Origin of the sequence: Streptomyces sp. NBC_00162 (assembly GCF_024611995.1) — a bacterium.
GTDB lineage: Bacteria > Actinomycetota > Actinomycetes > Streptomycetales > Streptomycetaceae > Streptomyces.
In genome coordinates this window covers 5343993-5363312 of sequence record NZ_CP102509.1, presented here as the reverse complement: position 1 = coordinate 5363312, position 19320 = coordinate 5343993, and the positions used below count along the sequence as shown (strand labels likewise).

Sequence of the window (19320 nt, the reverse complement as noted above, 5' to 3'; positions counted from 1 at the left end):
GGTTGCCGCACATATGTACGAAGGATGATGTTTGCGGGGTATGCCGGAGGCGATTTTCCCCTGCTTGCTGTCCGATCCGAGTGAGGTCCGCGCCATGCCGCGACCGATCAAGATCAATTGTCGCCGGGTGCCGGGCGTGTTGTCGGCGACAGGTGCGAGGATGCACCCATACGGAACGGCACGGGCGGGAGCCGCGCCTTCCGGCAGACCTGACCGGACGACGCGTCCGTGCCGGGCGGGGGGCGGTCGGGCAGCCGTGTGCCGACGTTCCCCTGCCGGGCGCACGCACCGCGCACCGCGCAGAAGGGACCGCTGACGGCGATGCAGATCCGGCTGACCGTCCTTGGGTCGCGCAGCGGCCACCAGCCCTCGACCGCCCCCGTGAGCTGTGACGTGCTCGTCACCGCGCCCGCCGGTACCGCGCTGGCCGCGGTCGCCTCCGGGCTCGCGGCGACCGTCGGCGGACCCGACACCGGGGGCGCCGTGATCCTATACGCCGGAGCCGAGCGGCTCGACCTCCAGCGGCGGGTGCTCGGCGAACCGCCGCTGGTGGACGGGGCGGTGGTGGCCCTGCACGGCCCGGTCCCGGACGTCCTGCCCGAGGAGAGCCTGGGCGCGCCCCAGTTGCACGTGGTGGCCGGGCCCGACGCGGGCGGGGTGCACCTGCTGCACAGCGGGCAGATCAAGGTGGGCCGCTCCGCCGACGCCGACGTCCCGCTGGACGACCCCGACGTGTCCCGGCTGCACTGCTCGGTGACCGTGATGCGGGACGGGCGGGCGGCGGTGGCCGACCTGGACTCGACGAACGGCACCACGCTGGACGGCTCCCCGGTGGGACCGCAGCCGGTGGCCCTGCCGCCGGGCGCGCTGCTGCGGGTGGGCGAGTCCACCCTGCGGCTGGCCCCCGCGGCCGCCCCTCCCCTGCCGGTGACCCCGGACCTGGAGGGCCACCTCGCCCTCGGGGGCCGCGGCTCCGCCGCTTCCGCCGCCACACCGGCCCCGCCCCCGGGGCCCCGCCCCGCCCTGCCCGGCGCGGGCTGGACCGGCACCCCCGGCTCGGCGCCGGACCCCTATGCCGACGACTCCTCCGGCGGAGAACCCGCGGCCGCACCGGAGCCCGCCGCACCGCAGCCCGCCGCCGCGAGCGCACCCGGCGAACCGGCCGCCGGCCGCCGCAAGGGGCTCGGCGCCTGGGCCCGCAAGTGGGTGCGGGGCGAGGAGGCCGCCGAGGCCCCGGCCGGGCCGGCGGCCGTGGCCACCGCCGCGGTACCCGACCCCGACGACCCGGCCGCGCTGCTGCTGGCCGCGCTGGGACCCACCGAGCGGCTGTGGTCCCGTACGCCCGGACACCACGGGGTACTGGACGTGGGGCTCGGAGCCGGCAGCCGGGTGCCGCTGCGCACCGTCGGAGCCCTCGGCATCGCCGGCCCGCGCCCCCGGCTGGCGGGGGTGGCCCGCTGTGTGGTCGCGCAGCTGGCGGCGCTGCACGCGCCGGCGCAGCTGGAGATCGTGCTCGTCTCCACCGACCGGGCGCGCGCCCTCGCCGAGCGGCGCCGCGACTGGGGCTGGCTCGGCTGGCTGCCCCACGTACGGCCCGCGCACGGCCAGGACTGCCGGCTGCTCCTCGCGTACGACCGCGACCAGGCGGCCGCCCGTACCGGTGAGCTGACCCGGCGCCTGGACGACAGTCCGCTCGGTACGCACTGGGCCGCCGCCGATCCCGAGCGGGTGCGGCAGGCCGCCGACGCCTACGAAGGCCCGTACACCCTCCTCGTGCTGGACGGCGATCCCGGCGCCGGTGCGCTGCGCGACATCACCGGGCGGCTCGCCTCCCACGGCCCGGCCGCCGGGATCCACGTGCTGGCGCTGGCCGAGGCACCGCCCGCCACGCCCGCCTCCCCGGTCGCCGAGACGTACGAGGCCGCCTGCGCGAGCAACCCGGCCTTCCGGGACTGCGGCGCGGTCTCCCTGCTCAGCGGGGACGTGGCCACGACCGTACGGACCTTCGCGGTCAGCGGCGGCAGTCCGGCCCCGAGCGGCGAGACGGCCACCGCCGACGCCGTGTCCGCGGCCTGGGCCGAGCGGTTCGCCCGGGCGCTGGCACCGCTGCGCGCCGACGGCGCGGGCACCGCCGAGCCGTACCGGCCGGCCGCCGCCACCCTGCCCGCCACCGCCCGGCTGCTGGACGAGCTGGGGCTGGCGCGGGCCACCCCGGCCTCCCTGATGGCCCGTTGGGCCGCCGCCACCGAGCAGGGGCAGGGGGTCGGCGGCCTGGCCGAGCTGGTGCTGGGCAGCGGGCGGCGCGGCCCCGTCGGCACCGAGCTGGTCCACGACGGCCCGCACCTGCTCATCGAGGGACCGGCCGGCAGCGGGCGGACCGAGCTGCTGCGGTCGGTGGCCGCCTCGCTGTCGGCGGGCGCCCGGCCCGACCGGCTCGGGCTGGTCCTGCTCGACGGGGCGGGCGGCGAGCGCGGCGACGGGCTGCTGCCCTGCACCGAGCTCCCGCACGTCTCGGCCCATCTGGTCGCCTCGGATCCGCTGCGGATGCGGGAGTTCGCCCAGGCGCTGGGCGCGGAGCTCAAGCGCCGTGCCGAGCTGCTGGACGGGACGCCGTTCGCCGAGTGGCACGGACGGCGCGAGCTCTCCGACCGGATGGTCTCGCCCCGCCAGCCCACGGAGGGCGAGCTGAGCGGCGACCTCGAACCCCAGCGTTCGGGCACGCTGCGGCTGCGCGCCTCGCTGTCGGCCCGTACCGACCCGGGCGGGCCCAGTCCGCTGCCCCGCCTGGTGGTGCTGGTGGACGACTTCGACGCGCTGGTCGCGCCGGGGCTCGGCAGCACGGGCCGCCCCGCCGCCGGTTCGGTGGTCCGGGCGCTGGAGGCGGTGGCCCGCGAGGGCGCCCGGCTCGGGGTGCACCTGGTGGCCACGAGCGCCCGCCCGGACCGTACGGCCGACACCGTCCTGGCCCGGCTGTCGACCCTGCGCGTGGAGCTCGACGCCCCCGACCAGCCGGGCCCCGGCCGCGGCCGGCTCCGTTACCCGGACGGCCGGACGGTCCCCTTCCAGGCGGGCCGGGTCACCGGCCGGATCCCCAGGACGGCGACCCAGCGGCCGACCGTGGTGCCGGTGGAGTGGGAGCGGATGGGCGACCCGCCGGCCCGCCGCCCGGTGCGCGAGCTGGGCAACGGGCCGACCGACCTCGCGCTGCTGGCCAGCGCCCTGGACCGGGCCTCGCACCTGGTCTCGGCGATACCCGTGCTCTTCCCGCCCGCGCCGTAGGGCCGCTCCGGCCCGCGCGCGCCCCACCCCGGCGCCACCCCTGCCACCCCGACGCGGTATTGCGGGGGCGCGCGGGTCGGCGTAGACCTTGTGGTCCGGGACACACCACGGGCATCGGGGGCACAGCCATGCGCAGGCACGGATCGAGCCGTACGACACTCAGCTGGGCGGCACTGGCCGCGGCGGGCGCGCTCACGCTCGGCGCGTGCGGCGGGGGCGAAGGCGAGAAGGAGAAGCCGGCCCCGGGCGGTGCGGTCCAGACCCCGGGGGTGGCGTTACCCCAGCTGAACGGCGAGAAGCTGGAGGTCGCCGCGGTCTGGACGGGACCGGAGCAGGAGAACTTCACCAAGGTCCTGAAGGAGTTCGAGAAGCGGACCGGGGCTTCCGTCACCTTCGTACCGGCCCAGGACCCGATCGTCACCTTCCTCGGTTCGAAGATCGCGGGCGGGGCGCCGCCGGACGTGGCGCTGCTCCCGCAGGTCGGCGCGCTGGTCTCGGCGGTGCAGAACAAGTGGGCGCAGCCGGTGGGCCCGGAGGCCCAGGCGCAGCTCGACAAGAACTACTCGGCGGGCTGGAAGACGCTCGGTGCCGTCGACGGCACCCAGTACGGCGTCTACTACAAGGCCGCCAACAAGTCGCTGATCTGGTACAACGCGAAGGCCTTCGAGGCGGCGGGCGTCAAACCCCCGGCGACCTGGAAGGAGCTGCTGACCGCGGCCGACACCCTGTCCGCCTCCGGCACCCCGGCGGTGTCCGTGGCCGGTGCGGACGGCTGGACCCTCACCGACTGGTTCGAGAACGTCTACCTCTCCCAGGCCGGTCCGGTGAAGTACGACCAGCTGGCCAAGCACCAGATCAAGTGGACGGACGACAGCGTCAAGCAGGCCCTGACCACGCTGGGCGAGCTGTTCGGCCGCAAGGACTTCCTGGCGGGCGGGCCGAGCGGAGCCCTGTCCACCGAGTTCCCGAAGTCGGTGACCCAGACCTTCACCGGCGGCGACCGTCCGGCGGCCGCGATGGTCTACGAGGGGGACTTCGTGGCGGTGAACATCGCGCAGACCGAGGCGAAGGTGGGCGAGGACGCGCTGGTCTTCCCGTTCCCGGCCGTCGGCGCCAAGGCACCGGTGGTCTCGGGCGGTGACGTGGCGGTGGCGCTGAAGCCCTCGAAGGGCGCGCAGGCTCTGCTGACCTTCCTGGCCTCGGCGGACGCAGCCGCCATCCAGGCCCGCGAGGGCGGTTTCATCTCCCCGAACAAGGCGGTCGACCTGGCCGCGTACCCCAATGACATCCAGCGCAACATCGCCAAGGCGCTGATCGCAGCGGGCGACGACTTCCGCTTCGACATGTCCGACCAGGCTCCGGCGGCCTTCGGCGGGACCCCGGGCGCGGGCGAGTGGAAGGCGCTCCAGGACTTCCTGGCGAACCCGTCGGACGTGGCGGGCACCCAGGCGAAACTGGAGGCGGACGCGGCCAAGGCCTACGGGAACTGATCCCGGTGACGGCCAAGGCCACCACCCCGGCCGCCGGCCCGGCCGCCGCCGCAGGCAGGACCGCCCGCTCGGCCGAGGCCAGGCGCCGCCGCCTGATCGCGGCGGCGTTCCTCCTGCCGGCCCTCGTGCTGCTCGGCGCGCTCGTCGTGCACCCGATCGGCTACTCCGTCTACCGCAGCTTCTTCGACCGCCCCGGGACCGGCTTCGTCGGCGGGGACAACTACCGGGAGATCCTGAGCGACAAGACCATCCGCACCGCCCTGACGAACACGGCGCTGTGGGTGGTGCTCGCCCCGACCACGGCCACCGCCCTCGGCCTGATCTTCGCGGTGCTCACCGAACGGGTGCGCTGGGGAACGGCGTTCAAGCTGCTGGTGTTCATGCCGATGGCGATCTCGATGCTGGCGGCGGGCATCATCTTCCGCCTCGTCTACGACCACGACCCCGACCGGGGCGTCGCCAACGCGGTCTGGGTCGGGGTCCACGACACCTTCGCGGAGTCCTCGGCCTTCCCCAAGGCCCGCCCGGGCCGGGACTCCCCGCTGACGGACGCCGGCGGCGGCGCTTTCGTGACCCGTGATCCCGTCCGGGCGGGCACCCCGGTGCTGCTGCCGCTGGTCGGCGTGGCCCCGGAGGCCCTGCCGGAGGGCACTCGTACGGCCAGGGCGGCGGCCGCCGAGCCCGGGAAGATCACCGGGACGGCCTGGCAGGACTTCACCCGTGGCGGGGGCGGCCGTACGAACGCGGTCGACCCGGCCGAGCAGGCCTTCGCCGGGATGCGGATCGAGGCGGTCAAGGACGGCCGGGTGGTCGATACGGCGACGGCCCGCGCCGACGGCACCTTCACGCTGTCCGCGAAGGCCGACGGGGCCCGGCTGCGGCTGCCGGCGGCGAACTTCCGCGAGGCGTACTCGGGGGTCCAGTGGCTGGGCCCGACCCTCGTCACCCCGGCGGTCATCGGGGCGTACGTATGGATGTGGGCCGGTTTCGCGATGGTGCTGATCGGGGCCGGGCTGGCCGCCGTACCGCGGGAGCTGCTGGAGGCGGCGCGGGTGGACGGGGCGAACGAGTGGCAGGTGTTCCGCCGGATCACCGTCCCGCTGCTCGCTCCCGTCCTGGCGGTCGTGCTCGTCACCCTCGTCATCAACGTGATGAAGATCTTCGACCTGGTCTTCGTGATCGCGCCGGGGGCGGTGCAGGACGACGCGAACGTGCTCGCGCTCCAGCTGTACCGGACCTCCTTCGGCACGGACGCCCATCCGGGCCTGGGCAGCGCCATCGCCGTGCTGCTGCTGGTGCTGGTGGTCCCGGTGATGCTGGTGAACATCCGTCGGCTGCGGAAGGAGGGGTCCCGATGAGCGCTCCGGTGAACGCCCGGGTGAGCGCCCCGGCGAAGGCCCCGAAGAGCACCCCGGCGGCTCCCGGTGCGCGCGGCGGCCGGCTGGCGGCCCGCGTGGCGGGCGGAGCGGTGCGCGTGTTCCTGGTCGCGGCCGCGCTCTTCTGGCTGCTGCCCACCCTCGGTCTGCTGATCTCCTCCTTCCTCTCCCCCACCGACCTCAACAAGGGCGGCTGGTGGCAGATCCTGACCGCGCCCTCGCGGCTGACCTCCGGCAACTACGAGCGGCTGCTGGCGAACGACACGATCACCGGCTCGCTGCTGAACACCGTCGCGATCGCGGTCCCCACGACCCTGCTCGTCCTCGTGCTGGGCTCCTTGGCCGGTTACGCCTTCGCCTGGCTGGAGTTCCCCGGGCGGGACTGGCTCTTCCTGGTCGTCGTCGGGCTGCTGGTGGTCCCGGTCCAGGTGGCGCTGATCCCGGTCTCCGAACTCTTCGGTGCCATCGGGCTGTTCGAGACCACTGCGGGCGTGGTGCTCTTCCACACCGCCTTCGGGCTGCCGTTCGCCGTGTTCCTGCTGCGGAACTTCTTCGCGGAGATCCCGCGCGAGCTGCTGGAGGCGGCCCGTCTGGACGGGGCGGGCGAGCTGCGGCTGTTCACCCGGGTGGTGCTGCCGCTGGGCGGCCCGGCGATCGCCTCGCTCGGCATCTTCCAGTTCCTGTGGGTGTGGAACGACATGCTGGTGGCGCTGGTCTTCGCGGACTCCGCCAACCCGCCGGTGACGGTGGCGCTCCAGCAGCAGGTGCGGCAGTTCGGGAACAACATCGACGTGCTGGCGCCCGGCGCGTTCCTGTCGATGGTGGTTCCGCTCGTCGTCTTCTTCGCCTTCCAGCGGCAGTTCGTCTCGGGGGTGATGGCGGGGGCGATCAAGTAGGCGGTCAAGCAGGCGATCAGGCAGGAGGGGTCGGTTGACGTGCGGCGTTGACGCTGCGTAACCCGATTGCCGCACGCTGCGTAACCCGATCGCCGCGCCGGGGGTTCCTGGGCAATATGCCCGCGCCGACCCCTGGATGTGCCGTGCCCCGGTTCAGCGTCATCGTGCCCGCGTACAAGGTCCAGGCGTACCTCCAGGAGAGTCTGGACTCGGTCCTGACGCAGTCGTACCCGGATCTGGAACTGATCGCGGTCGACGACGCCTCCCCGGACGCCTGCGGCTCGATCATCGACGAGTACGCGGCCCGGGACCCTCGCGTGACCGCCGTGCACCTGGCGCACAACCTGGGGCTGGGCCCGGCCCGCAACGCGGGCCTGGCCCGGGCCACCGGCGACTACCTGGTCTTCCTCGACGGTGACGACACCCTGGCCCCCGGCGCCCTCCAGGCCATCACCGACCGGCTGAAGGCCACCGGCTCACCCGACGTCCTGGTCTACGACTACGCGCGCACCTTCTGGACCGGCGAGCTCGTGCGCAACCGCCTCTCGCACCGGCTCTCCGAGGAGGGCCCTGCCAGCTTCCGCCTCGCCGACCGGCCGGCCCTGCTCGGCATGCTGATGGTGGTGTGGAACAAGGCGTACCGCCGCGAGTACGTGGAGCGCGAGGGCTTCGAGTTCCCGCCCGGCTTCTACGAGGACACCCCCTGGACCTACCCGGCGCTGCTGGCCGCGGAGTCCGTCGCCGTCCTGGACCGGGTCTGCGTCCACTACCGCCAGCGCCGCACCGGCTCGATCCTGACCACCTCCAGCCGCCGCCACCTCGACATCTTCGAGCAGTACGACCGGGTCTTCGGCTATCTCGCAGGCCGCCCCGAGCTGGAGCGCTGGCGCCCCGCCGTGCACCGGCGGATGGCCGAGCACTTCTGCGCCCTGTACGCCGACCCGCGCCGCCTCCCGCGCGGGAGCCGGGCCGAGTTCTTCAGCCGGGCCTCCGCCCTGCTGCGCCGCTACCGGGCCCCGGGGGCACGGCCGTTGTCCCTCTCCCGGACCGACCGGATCCGCCACCTCCTGATGCGGCTGGGGGTCCGGCGCACGTACCGGCTGCTGTCGGCGCTGCGTTCGTGCGGGCTGTCGACGGGCCGCGGCGCCTCCGCCCTGGGCCGGGGGCTGCGCGAAACGGCCCTCCGCCTCCACTACCGCGTCCAGCGCCTGCTGCCGCTGCGCCCGGAGCTCGCGGTCTTCTCCGCGTACTGGCACGGCGGTTACGCCTGCAACCCGGCGGCGATCGAGGCGAAGCTGCGGGAGCTGGCGCCCCGGATGCGCACGGCCTGGATCTGCGACCCCGCGCACGCGGCGACCCTCCCCAGGGAGACGAAGGCGCTGCGCCCGGGCTCGGCGGCGTACTGGACGGCCCTGGCCAGGGCCTCGTACCTGGTCACGAACGTCAACTTCGAGCGCACCCTGGTCAAGCGCCCGGGCCAGATCGTGGTCCAGACCCAGCACGGGACCCCGCTCAAGCGGGTCGGGCTCGACCTCCAGGACCGCCCGGCGGCCACACCGACCACGGATTTCGCGGGCCTGCTGCGCGGCGCCGACCAGTGGGACTACCTGCTCTCCGCGAACCGGCACTCCACCCTGGTCTGGGAGAAGGCGATCCCGTCCTCGTACACGACGCTGGAGTACGGCTACCCGCGCAACGACGTCTTCCACCGGGCCACCCAGGCGGACGTCCTCGAACTCCGCGAACGCCTGGGCATCCCGGCGGGCTCGACGGCGATCCTGTACGCGCCGACGCACCGCGACTACCGGCGCAGCCGGCCGGACCACCTGGACTTCGAGCGGGTCCTGCGCGACCTGGGCCCGCGCTTCACGATCCTCACCCGCACCCACCTCACGTACGCGGACGCGCCGTCACCCGTGGAGGCCCACTCCCGCCTCCTGGACGTCTCCTCCCACCCCTCGGTGGAGGAACTCTGCCTGGCCTCGGACGCGTTGGTGACGGACTACTCGTCCCTGATGTTCGACTACGCGGCGCTGGACCGGCCGATCGTGATCCACGCGGACGACTGGGAGGCGTACGAGGCGGCCCGGGGCACCTACTTCGACCTGCGCTCGTGCCCGCCGGGCGCGATCGCCCGGACCGAGGACGAACTGGTGGACATCTTCGCCACGGGCCACTGGCAGGGCTCGCGCTCGGCCCAGCTCCGGGCCTCGTTCCGCGCGCGCTTCTGCTCGTACGACGACGGCCACGCGGCGGAGCGCGTGGTGCGCCGGATCTTCCTGGGCCAGTCCACCCCGATCCCGGCGATCACCCCCCTGCAAGACCGCCGCCCCACGCCCGCGGCCCCCGCTCCGACCCCGGAACCGACCCTGACCCCCGCCTGGCCGTAGCCGCCTGGGCGGGCCCTCAGGCAGGGCCCGAGCCCGCCTTCAGGCCCGCCACCACCTGGTGCGCCAGGGTGTTCAGGTGGGCGGACGTCACCGCATCCCGGACGACCACCTGGCGCCAGTAGAGCGGGCCGATCAGCAGGTCCAGGGCGTGGTCCGGGCTGATGTCCGCAGGGAGTTCACCGCGGGCGACCGCGTCCGAGACGATCCCCTCGGCCATCCGCCGCTGCCCGTCCAGCAGCGCGCCGCGCACCGCGTCCGCGATCTCCGGGTTGCGGGCCGCCTCGACCAACAGGTCGGGGATCACCGCCGAGGCCACCGGGTGCCGCAGTACGTGTGACATGACCTCCAGCAGGGCCCGTACGTCTCCGTACAGCGAGCCCGTCGCCGGCACCGGCAGCCCGTCCACCGCGAAGGCGCCGACCAGGTCCAGCACCAGGTGCAGCTTCGACTTCCACCGCCGGTAGACCGCGGTCTTCCCGACGCCCGCCCGGCGCGCGATGCCCTCGATGGACATCCGGGAGAAGCCGACCGCGGCCAGCTCCTCCACCACCGCCTCCCTGATCGCCTCGGTCACGTCCTCACGCAGGACGGCGGCCCCGGCGGGGGCACGGCGGGCTGGGGTGGCGGCAGGGTCGGTGGTCATGCACAGAGCATAGCGGCGCACGCCAGCACCCAGCCGTCACGACGATACGGTTGCGTTCCGACGCGTGAGGTCCTAACCTCGCCGTAGCGACGATACGGACCCGTCCCATCGGCTACGACGCCCTGACCCCCGTCGAAAGCGACCTCTGTGACCACCGCGACCGCACCCCCGACCGCCCCGCCGACCCCGGCGGAACTGGCGGCCGCCCACGGCCTGACCCTCAGCGGCGCCCGCCCCTCCCTCCCCCGCTACATCGCGGAGCTCTGGGACCGGCGCCACTTCGTGACGGCGTACGCCACCGCCCGCATGCAGGCCACGTACAGCACGGCGAAGCTCGGCCAGGTCTGGCACCTGGTGACCCCGTTGCTCAACGCGGCGGTCTACTACTTCATCTTCGGCCTCGTCATGCGGGCCAGCCACGACGTGCCCGACTACGTGCCGTTCCTGATCACCGGCGTCTTCGTCTGGGACTTCATCGGCAGCTCCATCAACGCCGGCACCCGTGCCGTCCACAGCAACCTCGGCCTGGTCCGCGCCCTGCACTTCCCCCGCGCGAGCCTGCCGCTCTCCACCGTCATCCAGCTCTTCCAGCAGCTGCTCGTCACCATGGGCGCCCTGGTCATCCTGCTGCTCGCCTTCGGCCAGACGCCGAGCCTCTCCTGGTTCCTGGCCCTCCCGACGCTGCTGCTGACAGCCGTCTTCGCGGCCGGCTGCGCCATGGTCATGGCCCGCATCGGCAGCAAGAGCCCCGACGTCAGCCAGCTGATGCCGTTCGTCCTGCGCACCTGGATGTACTCCTCGGGCGTCATGTGGTCCATCGACCAGATGCTCAAGACCGACCAACTGCCGCACTGGGTGTCGATGCTGCTCAAGCTCAACCCGGCGGCCGTCTACATCGACCTGATGCGCTTCTCCCTGATCGACAGCTTCACGGCGCACTCGCTCCCGCAGCACGTGTGGCCGATCGCCATCGGCTGGGCCCTGCTCGCCGGGGCCGGCGGATTCGTCTACTTCTGGAAGGCCGAGGAGGAGTACGGCCGTGGCTGACACTTCGACCACTTCGACGAAGACCCCCACCGTGATCGCCGACGAGGTCCACGTCGTCTACAAGGTCCACGGAGGCGGCCGCAAGGGCGGCGCCACCGCCGCCCTCAGCCGGATCTTCTCCCGCAAGCCCGCCCCCGGCATCCGTGAGGTCCACGCCGTCAGGGGCGTCAGCTTCACCGCGTACAAGGGCGAGGCCATCGGCCTCATCGGCTCCAACGGCTCGGGCAAGTCCACGCTGCTCAAAGCCATCGCCGGCCTCCAGCCGGTGGCCCGGGGCGCGGTCTACTCGCACGGCCAGCCGTCCCTGCTCGGCGTGAACGCCGCGCTGATGAACGACCTGACCGGCGAGCGCAACGTCGTACTCGGCGGCCTCGCCATGGGCATGAGCCGCGAGCAGATCAAGGAGCGCTACCAGGACATCGTCGACTTCTCCGGCATCAACGAGAAGGGCGACTTCATCTCCCTGCCCATGCGCACGTACTCCTCCGGCATGGGCGCCCGGCTCCGGTTCTCCATCGCCGCCGCCAAGGACCACGACGTCCTGATGATCGACGAGGCCCTGGCCACCGGCGACGCCGCCTTCCAGCGGCGCAGCCAGGACCGCATCGAGGAACTCCGCGAACGCGCCGGCACCGTGTTCCTCGTCAGCCACGGCATCAACACGGTCCGCGAGACCTGCGACCGCGCGATCTGGCTGGAAGCGGGCGTCCTGCGCATGGACGGCCCCGCGTCGGAGGTCTGCGACGCGTACGAGGCCTTCTCCTCGGGCCGCTGAGGAACGGAAACGGGCCGGGCCCGGGACCACAAGGTCCCGGGCCCGGCCCGTTCCGGAATTCCCCGGCCCGATCAGGTGTGCGCGCGCAGCAGCGAACGCATCGTCCGCATCGCCACCGACAGGTTCGCCAGGTCGAAGTCGTCCGAGCCGCGGATCTCGTCCAGGGTCGTCCGGGCCCGGCCGATGATCGCCGCGTTCTTCTCCTCCCAGGCCTTGAAGCGCTCCTCGGGAGTCGAGCTGCCGTTGCCCACCGACAGCACGTCGGCGGTCAGGGCCCCGTGCGCCGCGAACAGGTCCTCGCGGATGGAGGCGCGGGCCATCGACTGCCAGCGGTCGGACCGCGGCAGCTCGATGATCCGGTCCATCAGCTGGGTGATGTCCAGGCGGTCGGCGAGGTCGTAGTAGACCTCGGCGACGTCCAGCGGGGCCACCCCGGTGCGGTCCGCGATCGCGACGACGTCGAGCGTCGGGAAGGCGGAGGAGAAGCCGGCCACCTTGGCCGCCAGTTCCTCCGGCACGCCCTCGCCGATCAGCTCGTCCATGATCGACTGGTACCACTCGAGGTCGGCGCCGCGCACCAGCTTCGGCAGCTCCGCCCAGACGTGCGCGACCCGCTCCGCGAAGAAGTCGATGGTCTCGGTGATCTGGAGCGGCTGCGGCCGGTTGTTCAGCAGCCAGCGCGTACCGCGCTCGACCAGGCGCCGCGAGTGCAGCCGGATCCGGGTCTGGACACTGGCCGCGACCTTGTTGTCGAGGGCCTCGACGTCGTCCCACACCTCGGCCAGGCCGAAGATCTCGCGGGCCGCGAGCTGCGCCCGGACGATCTCCTCCGTGGAGGCTCCGGTCTCCTCGCGCAGGCGGTGCAGGAAGGTCGAACCACCCGTGTTGACGGTGTCGTTGACCAGCAGCGTGGTGGTGATCTCCCGGCGCAGCGCGTGCCCGTCGACCTGCTCGGGGAACTTCTCCCGCAGGGCGGCCGGGAAGTACGCGAAGAGCAGGCGGCGCAGGTACGGGTCGTCCGGCAGCTCGGTGTGGATGAGCTCGGCCGCCACCGTGATCTTGGTGTAGGCGAACAGGACGGCCAGCTCCGGCTGGGTCAGGCCCCTGCCGTTGCTCAGCAGTTCACGGATCTGCCGGTCGGTGGGCAGGAACTCCAGCTCCCGGTTGAGCAGCCCTTCGCGCTCCAGGCGGCGCATGAAGCGCTGCTGCGCGTGGAGCAGGCTGGGGGCCTGCGCCGCGCCGTTGGCGAGCGCGGTGTTCTGCGCGTAGTTGTTGCGCAGCACCAGCGAGCCGACCTCGTCGGTCATCTCGGCGAGCAGCTTGTTGCGCTGCTTGACGGTCATGTCGCCGTCCACGACGACCGCGTTGAGCAGGATCTTGATGTTCACCTCGTGGTCGGAGGTGTCCACGCCGGCGCTGTTGTCGATGGCGTCGGTGTTGATCTTGCCGCCCTGGCCGTCCGCGCCGGTCCGGGCGAACTCGATGCGGCCGAGCTGGGTCAGACCCAGGTTGCCGCCCTCGCCGATGACCTTGGCCCGTACGTCGGATCCGTTGACGCGGATGGCGTCGTTGGCCTTGTCGCCGACGTCCGCGTGCGTCTCGGACGTGGCCTTGACGTAGGTACCGATGCCGCCGTTCCACACCAGGTCCACGGGGGCCCTGAGGATCGCCTGCATCAGCTCGGCCGGGGTCATCTTGGTGACGCCCGCCTCGATGCCCAGGGCCTCGCGGACCTGCGCGGTGACCGGGACGGCCTTCGCGGAACGCGGGTGGATGCCACCGCCCGCCGAGATCAGCGAGGTGTCGTAGTCGGCCCACGAGGAGCGCGGCAGCTCGAACAGGCGCCGGCGCTCGGCGTACGAGGTGGCCGCGTCCGGGTTCGGGTCGAGGAAGATGTGCCGGTGGTCGAAGGCCGCGACCAGGCGGATGTGCTCGGAGAGCAGCATGCCGTTGCCGAAGACGTCGCCGGACATGTCGCCGACGCCGACGACGGTGAAGTCCTCGGTCTGGCTGTCGTGGCCGAGCTCGCGGAAGTGCCGCTTGACGGACTCCCACGCGCCGCGGGCGGTGATGCCCATGCCCTTGTGGTCGTAACCGGCCGAGCCGCCCGAGGCGAAGGCGTCACCGAGCCAGAAGTTGTACTTGAGGGCGACCTCGTTGGCGATGTCGGAGAACGTCGCGGTGCCCTTGTCGGCGGCGACGACGAGGTACGCGTCGTCCTCGTCGTGGCGCACCACGTCCTCCGGCGGCACGACCTCGCCCGCGACCAGGTTGTCGGTGATGTCGAGCAGCGCCGAGATGAAGGTGCGGTAGCAGGCGATGCCCTCGGCGAGCCAGGCGTCACGGTCCACGGAGGGGTCCGGGAGCTGCTTGGCGACGAAGCCGCCCTTGGCGCCGACCGGCACGATCACGGTGTTCTTGACCATCTGCGCCTTGACCAGGCCGAGGATCTCCGTACGGAAGTCCTCACGCCGGTCGGACCAGCGCAGGCCGCCGCGCGCGACCTTGCCGAAGCGCAGGTGCACGCCCTCGACCCGCGGCGAGTACACCCAGATCTCGTACGCCGGGCGGGGCGCCGGCAGGTCGGGGATGGCCTGCGGGTCGAACTTCATCGACACGTAGTCGTGCCACTCGAAGCCCTTCGCCTCCTGGAAGAAGTTGGTGCGAAGGGTGGCCTTGATGAGGGTGAGGAAGGCCCGCAGGATCCGGTCCTCGTCGAGCGAGGCGACCTGGTCCAGGGCCCCGTCCAGCTCCTCCAGCATGGCGTCCACGAGCTCGCTGCCGGCGGCCTGGCGGCTGGGAGACAGCCGCGCCTCGAAGAGGGAGACCAGCAGCCGGGTGGTGTGGACGTTGTTGCGGAGGGTGTCCTCCATGTAGTCCTGGCTGAAGGTGGAGCCCGCCTGGCGCAGGTACTTGGCGTACGCGCGCAGGACGACGGCCTGCCGCCAGTCCAGCCCGGCGCTCAGCACCAGGGTGTTGAAGTTGTCGTTCTCCGCCTGGCCGGTCCAGACGGCCGTGAAGGCCTCCTGGAAGCGCTCGCGGGCGTCGTCCCCGAGGTACGCGTCGCCGTTCGCGCCGACGGCCGGCATCCGCAGGCCGAAGTCGTAGATCCAGGCGCTGACCCGGTCGGAGCGGCGCAGTTCGTACGGGCGCTCGTCGGTGACCTCGACGCCCAGGCGCTGGAGCACGGGCAGGACCGCGGAGAGCGAGACCTGCTCACCGGTGCGGTAGATCTTGAACCGGCGCTCGCCGGGGCCCGCGCCGACGGGCTCGTACAGCGAGAGCGCGAACGGGCGGTCGCTGGCGGAGAGCCGCTCCAGGTGGCAGAGGTCGGCGACGGCCGCGCGCGGCGAGTGGTCGGCCTTGTAGCCCTCGGGGAAGGACGTGCCGTACTTGCGCAGCAGCTCGGCGGCGCGCTCCTCGCCGAGTTCGGCGACCAGGGCCTCGGAGAAGCCGTCGGCCCAGGAGCGGGCGGCCTCGACGAGGCGGCCCTCGATGCGCTCGACGTCGGTGTCGGTGAGGACCGGCAGGTCCTTGCCCTGCGGGACGCGGACGACGAAGTGGATGCGGGAGAGGATCGACTCGGTGTTCCAGGCGGTGAAGTCGACGCTGATGCCGTCGAGCTCCTCCTTGAGGATGTCCATCAGGCGCAGCCGCACGCCGGTGGTGAAGCGGTCGCGCGGCAGGTAGACCAGCGCGGAGTAGTAGCGCCCGTACTCGTCCTGGCGCAGGTACAGCCGCAGCCGGCGGCGCTCCTGGAGGTACAGGACGGAGGTGACGATCTCGCGGAGCTTGTCGACCGGGGTCTGGAACAGCTCGTCGCGCGGGTAGGTCTCGAGGATCTGCGTCAGGTCGCGGCCGTCGTGGCTGGACGGCGCGAAGCCGGCGGCTTCGAGGACCTCGGAGACCTTGCGGCGGATCACCGGGACGCGGCGCACGGACTCGGTGTACGCGGCGGAGGAGAACAGGCCGAGGAAGCGGCGCTCGCCGACGACGTTGCCCTCGGCGTCGAACTTCTTGACGCCCACGTAGTCGAGGTACGAGGGACGGTGCACGGTGGAGCGGCTGTTGGCCTTGGTCAGCACCAGCAGACGGTGCTCGCGGGCCTTGGCGCGGGCGTCGGCGGGCAGCCGGTTGAAGGACGGCGAGACGGGGTGGCCGTCGTCCTTGCCGCTGTGGTGCGGGTCGGAGCGCAGGATGCCGAGGCCGGTGCCGGGGATGGCCGAGAGGGCGTCACCGTCGACGAGGTTGTACTCGCGGTAGCCGAGGAAGGTGAAGTGGTCGTCGGCGAGCCAGCGCAGCAGCTCGCGGGCCTCTTCGAGCTCGTACTCGCGCAGGTCCGGGGCGGTGGGCTCGTCGGGCAGGCCGTCGGCGATGCGCAGCGCCGCGTCGCGCATCTTCTCCCAGTCCTCGACGGACTCGCGTACGTCGGACAGGACGCGCAGCAGGTCGCCGGTGATCTGCTTGAGGTCGGCCCGGTCGGTCTCGCGGTCGATCTCGACGTGGATCCAGGACTCGACGAGGGAGTCGTGGGGGCGCGCGGTCTTGGGGCCGTGCGCGTCGCAGTCGGGGCCGAGGATCTCGATCAGCTTGCCGGTGACGTCACGGCGGACGACGACCTGCGGGTGGATCACGACGTGGATGCCGCGGCCCTGGCGGGACAGCTCGTTGGTGACGGAGTCCACGAGGAAGGGCATGTCGTCGGTGACGACCTCGACGACGGAGTGGCTGGAGGTCCAGCCGTTCTCCTCGACGGTCGGCGTGTTCACGCGCACGTTCGCGGTGCCCTGCGGCCGCTTCTCCGCGAGCCGGTAGTGCGAGAGCGCTGCCCCGAACACGTCGACCGGGTCCCGGTCCAACAGGTCCTCGGGGGCGGTGTGCAGGTAGTAGCGCTGGAGGTAGGCGAGCACCGTGTCCTGATCTGGACGCTCCCCCTGCTCGGACCCAGTCGGAAGTAGCCCCCCGGCCGGGCTGTTCTCAGCTACCCGGGCCGCCCGCGCGAGCAGCTCGGCCTTTGCTTCGTCCAGCTTGGTCTGCATGTCCTCTGGCTCCTGTCGCGCGCCATTGCGTGACGTAGGTGAAGGAAGGAATGGCATAGCTCCGCGAGGCGGGATGTCCGTTCGGGATCGGCGCTACGCCGTCGAGAGAGCCGACCGGGAGGGAATGAGCCATAGGCGCCACGTCCCGGCAGCGGGGACCAGCGAGGGCCCGGGCACGGTGGTGCCTCGGGCGCAGGCCGGAGGCTTCGGTGCCCCCGATGACTATCGCGCTGATCACGGGTACCAGGCTATCTCCACCCACCCCACACACGTCATGGATGTGTACAAAACTTGAGGTTTAACTTTGACGTTCTGGACAGCGACGGGACGGCAACGGGGGCGAGGCGGCGGAGCAGTCGCTATTCGGCCAGTTCACGAGCTGTAAGGACGGCCTCCGCCAGGGTGTCGACGACGGGCACACCGGCCGATTCCAGACTGCTGCGGCTGTGCGAACCGCCCGTGTAGAGGACGGCCCGGGCACCGACGTGGGCCGCGGCGAGCGCGTCGTCCACGGCGTCTCCGATGAGGACCGTACGGTCGGCCGTCACGCCCGTCCCGTCCAGGGCGGCCATGTGCCGTACGAGGTGACCCGCCTTGCTGGTGTGGGAGGGCCCCGTCCGACCGTCGACGCGCAGGAAGTGCCCGTCGATGCCGTGGAAGCGGACCAGCGGTACCAGCTTGTCGTGGGGCGCGAGGGACAGCAGGGACTGCGTGAGCCCGGCGCGCTGCCAGTCCTGGAGCAGCTCGCGGGCGCCCTCGGCGAGCCCGGCGTCCTCGGCGGCGGCCCAGTAGTGCCGGTGGAAGGTGTCGTCCATGACCAGCCACTCGTCCTCGGTGGGCAGCCGCCCCATGAGGCGCTCGTAGAACTTGGGCACCGGTACGACGTACAGGTCGCGGTAGGTCTCGAGGGAGATCGGCGCGAAACCGAGCTCCGCGAAGGAGGCGTTGGTCGCGGCTATGACGGCGTCGATGTCGTGCAGCAGCGTCCCGTTCCAGTCCCAGACGATGTGGGTGCTCCGGCCGGTCACTTCAGCAGCCCCGGAATCTCCTGCACCCCGAACCACAGCAGCTCGTGGTCCTCGGCGCCGTCCACGGTGAACTGCGCGTCGCCGTCCCCGCCGTCGGCGGCCTCGACGGCCCGCGCGGCGGCGGACACGTCCGCCTCGGCGTCGTCGGCGTCGACGTGCACGGCGGCGGCCACGGCGAGCCGTACGGCGTCGGCGAGGGCGACCTGGCCGAGGGTGGCCTCGTCCACGCCGGGGGTGGCGGTGGCGGCCTTGTCGGCGACGTCCAGGGCCACGACGACGCGCCTGGGCGGCGCGGCCCGGTCGGCGGCGATCAGCCGGAGCGAGGCGGCCGCGGCGCGGCTCAGGGCCGCGTACTCCAGCTCCTCGATGTCGTCCGACACGTACCACTCGCGCAGCCCGGGGGTGACGGCGTACGCACGCAGCGGGCCGGGGCCCAGCTCACCCGCCTGGTGCGCCTCGGCGAGCCCGGGGAGGGTCAGGGGGACGTACACGCGCATGGCCGGCTGCTTTCGGTAGTCGGAAACGCACCCAGGATACGACCGCGCTGCTTTCCGACGCAGCCCTCGCCCCTCCGGGTGACGGCCTCGTCCCCCTTCGAGGTGCGGGAGCTGAGCCTGCACCCGTCCACCCCAGTCCCTCTGGGCCGCCGCCGAGGCGCTGGGCAGCCCCGCCGGACACTCGGATAGGTGAACCGGGGCCGGGGCCGGAACGGAGTGACCGGCGGTTGCGGAGCGTGTTCGGCCGACCGTAGAAGATCCCCATCAAGTTACCGCCCGGTACCGCTCCGGGCCCGGACTGTTCGGGGGCAGATCGCGATGGACACCACGATGCGCGGCACGATCGGCGGCGAGGCGGCCCGACGCCGGACCGGCGGCCAGTCCCGGACCCGACCTGCTGGCCGGCGTGACACCCGGCGCCCGCCGGCCCCGCCGCGGGCCGTGCGGCTCGGCCCCCACCACTGGTTCGCCGAACGCCTGCTGGCGGTCGTCAGCGGCCGGCGGCCCGTCCACTCCCTGCTCGGCCACACCGTCGGCCCCGCCTACCAGCAGCTGGTCACCCTGGCCCCGGCGGAGCACCTCCGCGACCGGCTGAGCCCGGTCGTCCGCCAGTGCGGCCGCTTCACCCCGGGCCCGGGCGTCATCGAGGCCTTCGCCCGCATCGCCACGGGCGACCGGGTGACGGCGATGGCCTTCCGCCTGGAACAGGGCCCGGACCTGCGCTGGCGCTGCGCGGCGGTCGAGATCCAGAGCCCCGGCGGCTCCGGCCCCGCCGGCCGTTGAGGCACGGGCCGCCGATCCTTCAGCCCCGCCGCACCCCCCAGCCCCGCCGGCGTTTGAGATGGGGGTCCCCCCGGACG

12 protein-coding genes are annotated in these 19320 nt (G+C 72.7%); 8 read left to right on the top strand and 4 right to left on the bottom strand.

The annotated features are described in order from the left end of the window. The first annotated feature begins 321 nt into the window (after positions 1-321). The 5 genes from JIW86_RS24895 (at position 322) to JIW86_RS24875 (ending at position 9431) form a co-directional block, all read left to right on the top strand. Complete coding sequence (locus JIW86_RS24895) at positions 322-3279, top strand: FHA domain-containing protein (RefSeq protein ID WP_257559429.1); 2958 nt, start codon at positions 322-324, stop codon at positions 3277-3279. Between the two features lie 128 nt (positions 3280-3407). After that, the gene (locus JIW86_RS24890) at positions 3408-4769 is read left to right on the top strand and encodes an ABC transporter substrate-binding protein (RefSeq protein ID WP_257556115.1); all 1362 of its coding nucleotides are present in this window, start codon (positions 3408-3410) and stop codon (positions 4767-4769) included. After that, a complete protein-coding gene (locus tag JIW86_RS24885; protein WP_416237686.1) occupies positions 4769-6127 on the top strand; it encodes a carbohydrate ABC transporter permease in 1359 nt (452 codons plus the stop codon). The genes JIW86_RS24890 and JIW86_RS24885 overlap by 1 nt, the downstream gene beginning before the upstream one ends. After that, positions 6124-7041, top strand: coding sequence for a carbohydrate ABC transporter permease (locus JIW86_RS24880; RefSeq protein ID WP_257556114.1), 918 nt, complete (start codon positions 6124-6126; stop codon positions 7039-7041). Before JIW86_RS24885 ends, JIW86_RS24880 begins: the two co-directional genes overlap by 4 nt. A gap of 116 nt (positions 7042-7157) precedes the next feature. Then, complete coding sequence (locus JIW86_RS24875; protein ID WP_257556113.1) at positions 7158-9431, top strand: bifunctional glycosyltransferase/CDP-glycerol:glycerophosphate glycerophosphotransferase; 2274 nt, start codon at positions 7158-7160, stop codon at positions 9429-9431. Positions 9432-9447: 16 nt separating this feature from the next. Here JIW86_RS24875 and JIW86_RS24870 read toward each other — a convergent pair whose 3' ends face one another. Then, on the bottom strand, positions 9448-10074 hold the full coding sequence (locus JIW86_RS24870) for a TetR/AcrR family transcriptional regulator (protein ID WP_257556112.1): 627 nt from the start codon (positions 10072-10074) through the stop codon (positions 9448-9450). A gap of 147 nt (positions 10075-10221) precedes the next feature. Here JIW86_RS24870 and JIW86_RS24865 point away from each other — a divergent pair, with 147 nt between their 5' ends. Together JIW86_RS24865 and JIW86_RS24860 are read left to right on the top strand one after the other, a co-directional pair. Continuing rightward, positions 10222-11121, top strand: coding sequence for an ABC transporter permease (locus JIW86_RS24865; RefSeq protein ID WP_257556111.1), 900 nt, complete (start codon positions 10222-10224; stop codon positions 11119-11121). After that, positions 11114-11896 carry an ABC transporter ATP-binding protein gene (locus JIW86_RS24860; protein WP_257556110.1) on the top strand — a complete coding sequence of 261 codons (783 nt, stop codon included), beginning with the start codon at positions 11114-11116 and terminating at the stop codon, positions 11894-11896. The genes JIW86_RS24865 and JIW86_RS24860 overlap by 8 nt, the downstream gene beginning before the upstream one ends. A gap of 71 nt (positions 11897-11967) precedes the next feature. Here the strand turns inward: JIW86_RS24860 and JIW86_RS24855 are convergent, their stop codons facing one another. The 3 genes from JIW86_RS24855 to JIW86_RS24845 form a co-directional block, all read right to left on the bottom strand. Next, positions 11968-16935 carry an NAD-glutamate dehydrogenase gene (locus JIW86_RS24855; protein WP_257556109.1) on the bottom strand — a complete coding sequence of 1656 codons (4968 nt, stop codon included), beginning with the start codon at positions 16933-16935 and terminating at the stop codon, positions 11968-11970. A gap of 359 nt (positions 16936-17294) precedes the next feature. Continuing rightward, the gene (locus tag JIW86_RS24850; protein WP_257556108.1) at positions 17295-17963 is read right to left on the bottom strand and encodes an HAD family hydrolase; all 669 of its coding nucleotides are present in this window, start codon (positions 17961-17963) and stop codon (positions 17295-17297) included. Further along, positions 17960-18460, bottom strand: coding sequence for a DUF6912 family protein (locus JIW86_RS24845; RefSeq protein WP_257556107.1), 501 nt, complete (start codon positions 18458-18460; stop codon positions 17960-17962). Before JIW86_RS24845 ends, JIW86_RS24850 begins: the two co-directional genes overlap by 4 nt. Before the next feature lie 318 nt (positions 18461-18778). Between JIW86_RS24845 and JIW86_RS24840 the strand changes: the two genes are divergently transcribed. Further along, positions 18779-19243, top strand: a complete 465-nt coding sequence (locus JIW86_RS24840) for an Rv3235 family protein (protein ID WP_416237596.1) — start codon at positions 18779-18781, stop codon at positions 19241-19243. Positions 19244-19320 lie beyond the last annotated feature (77 nt).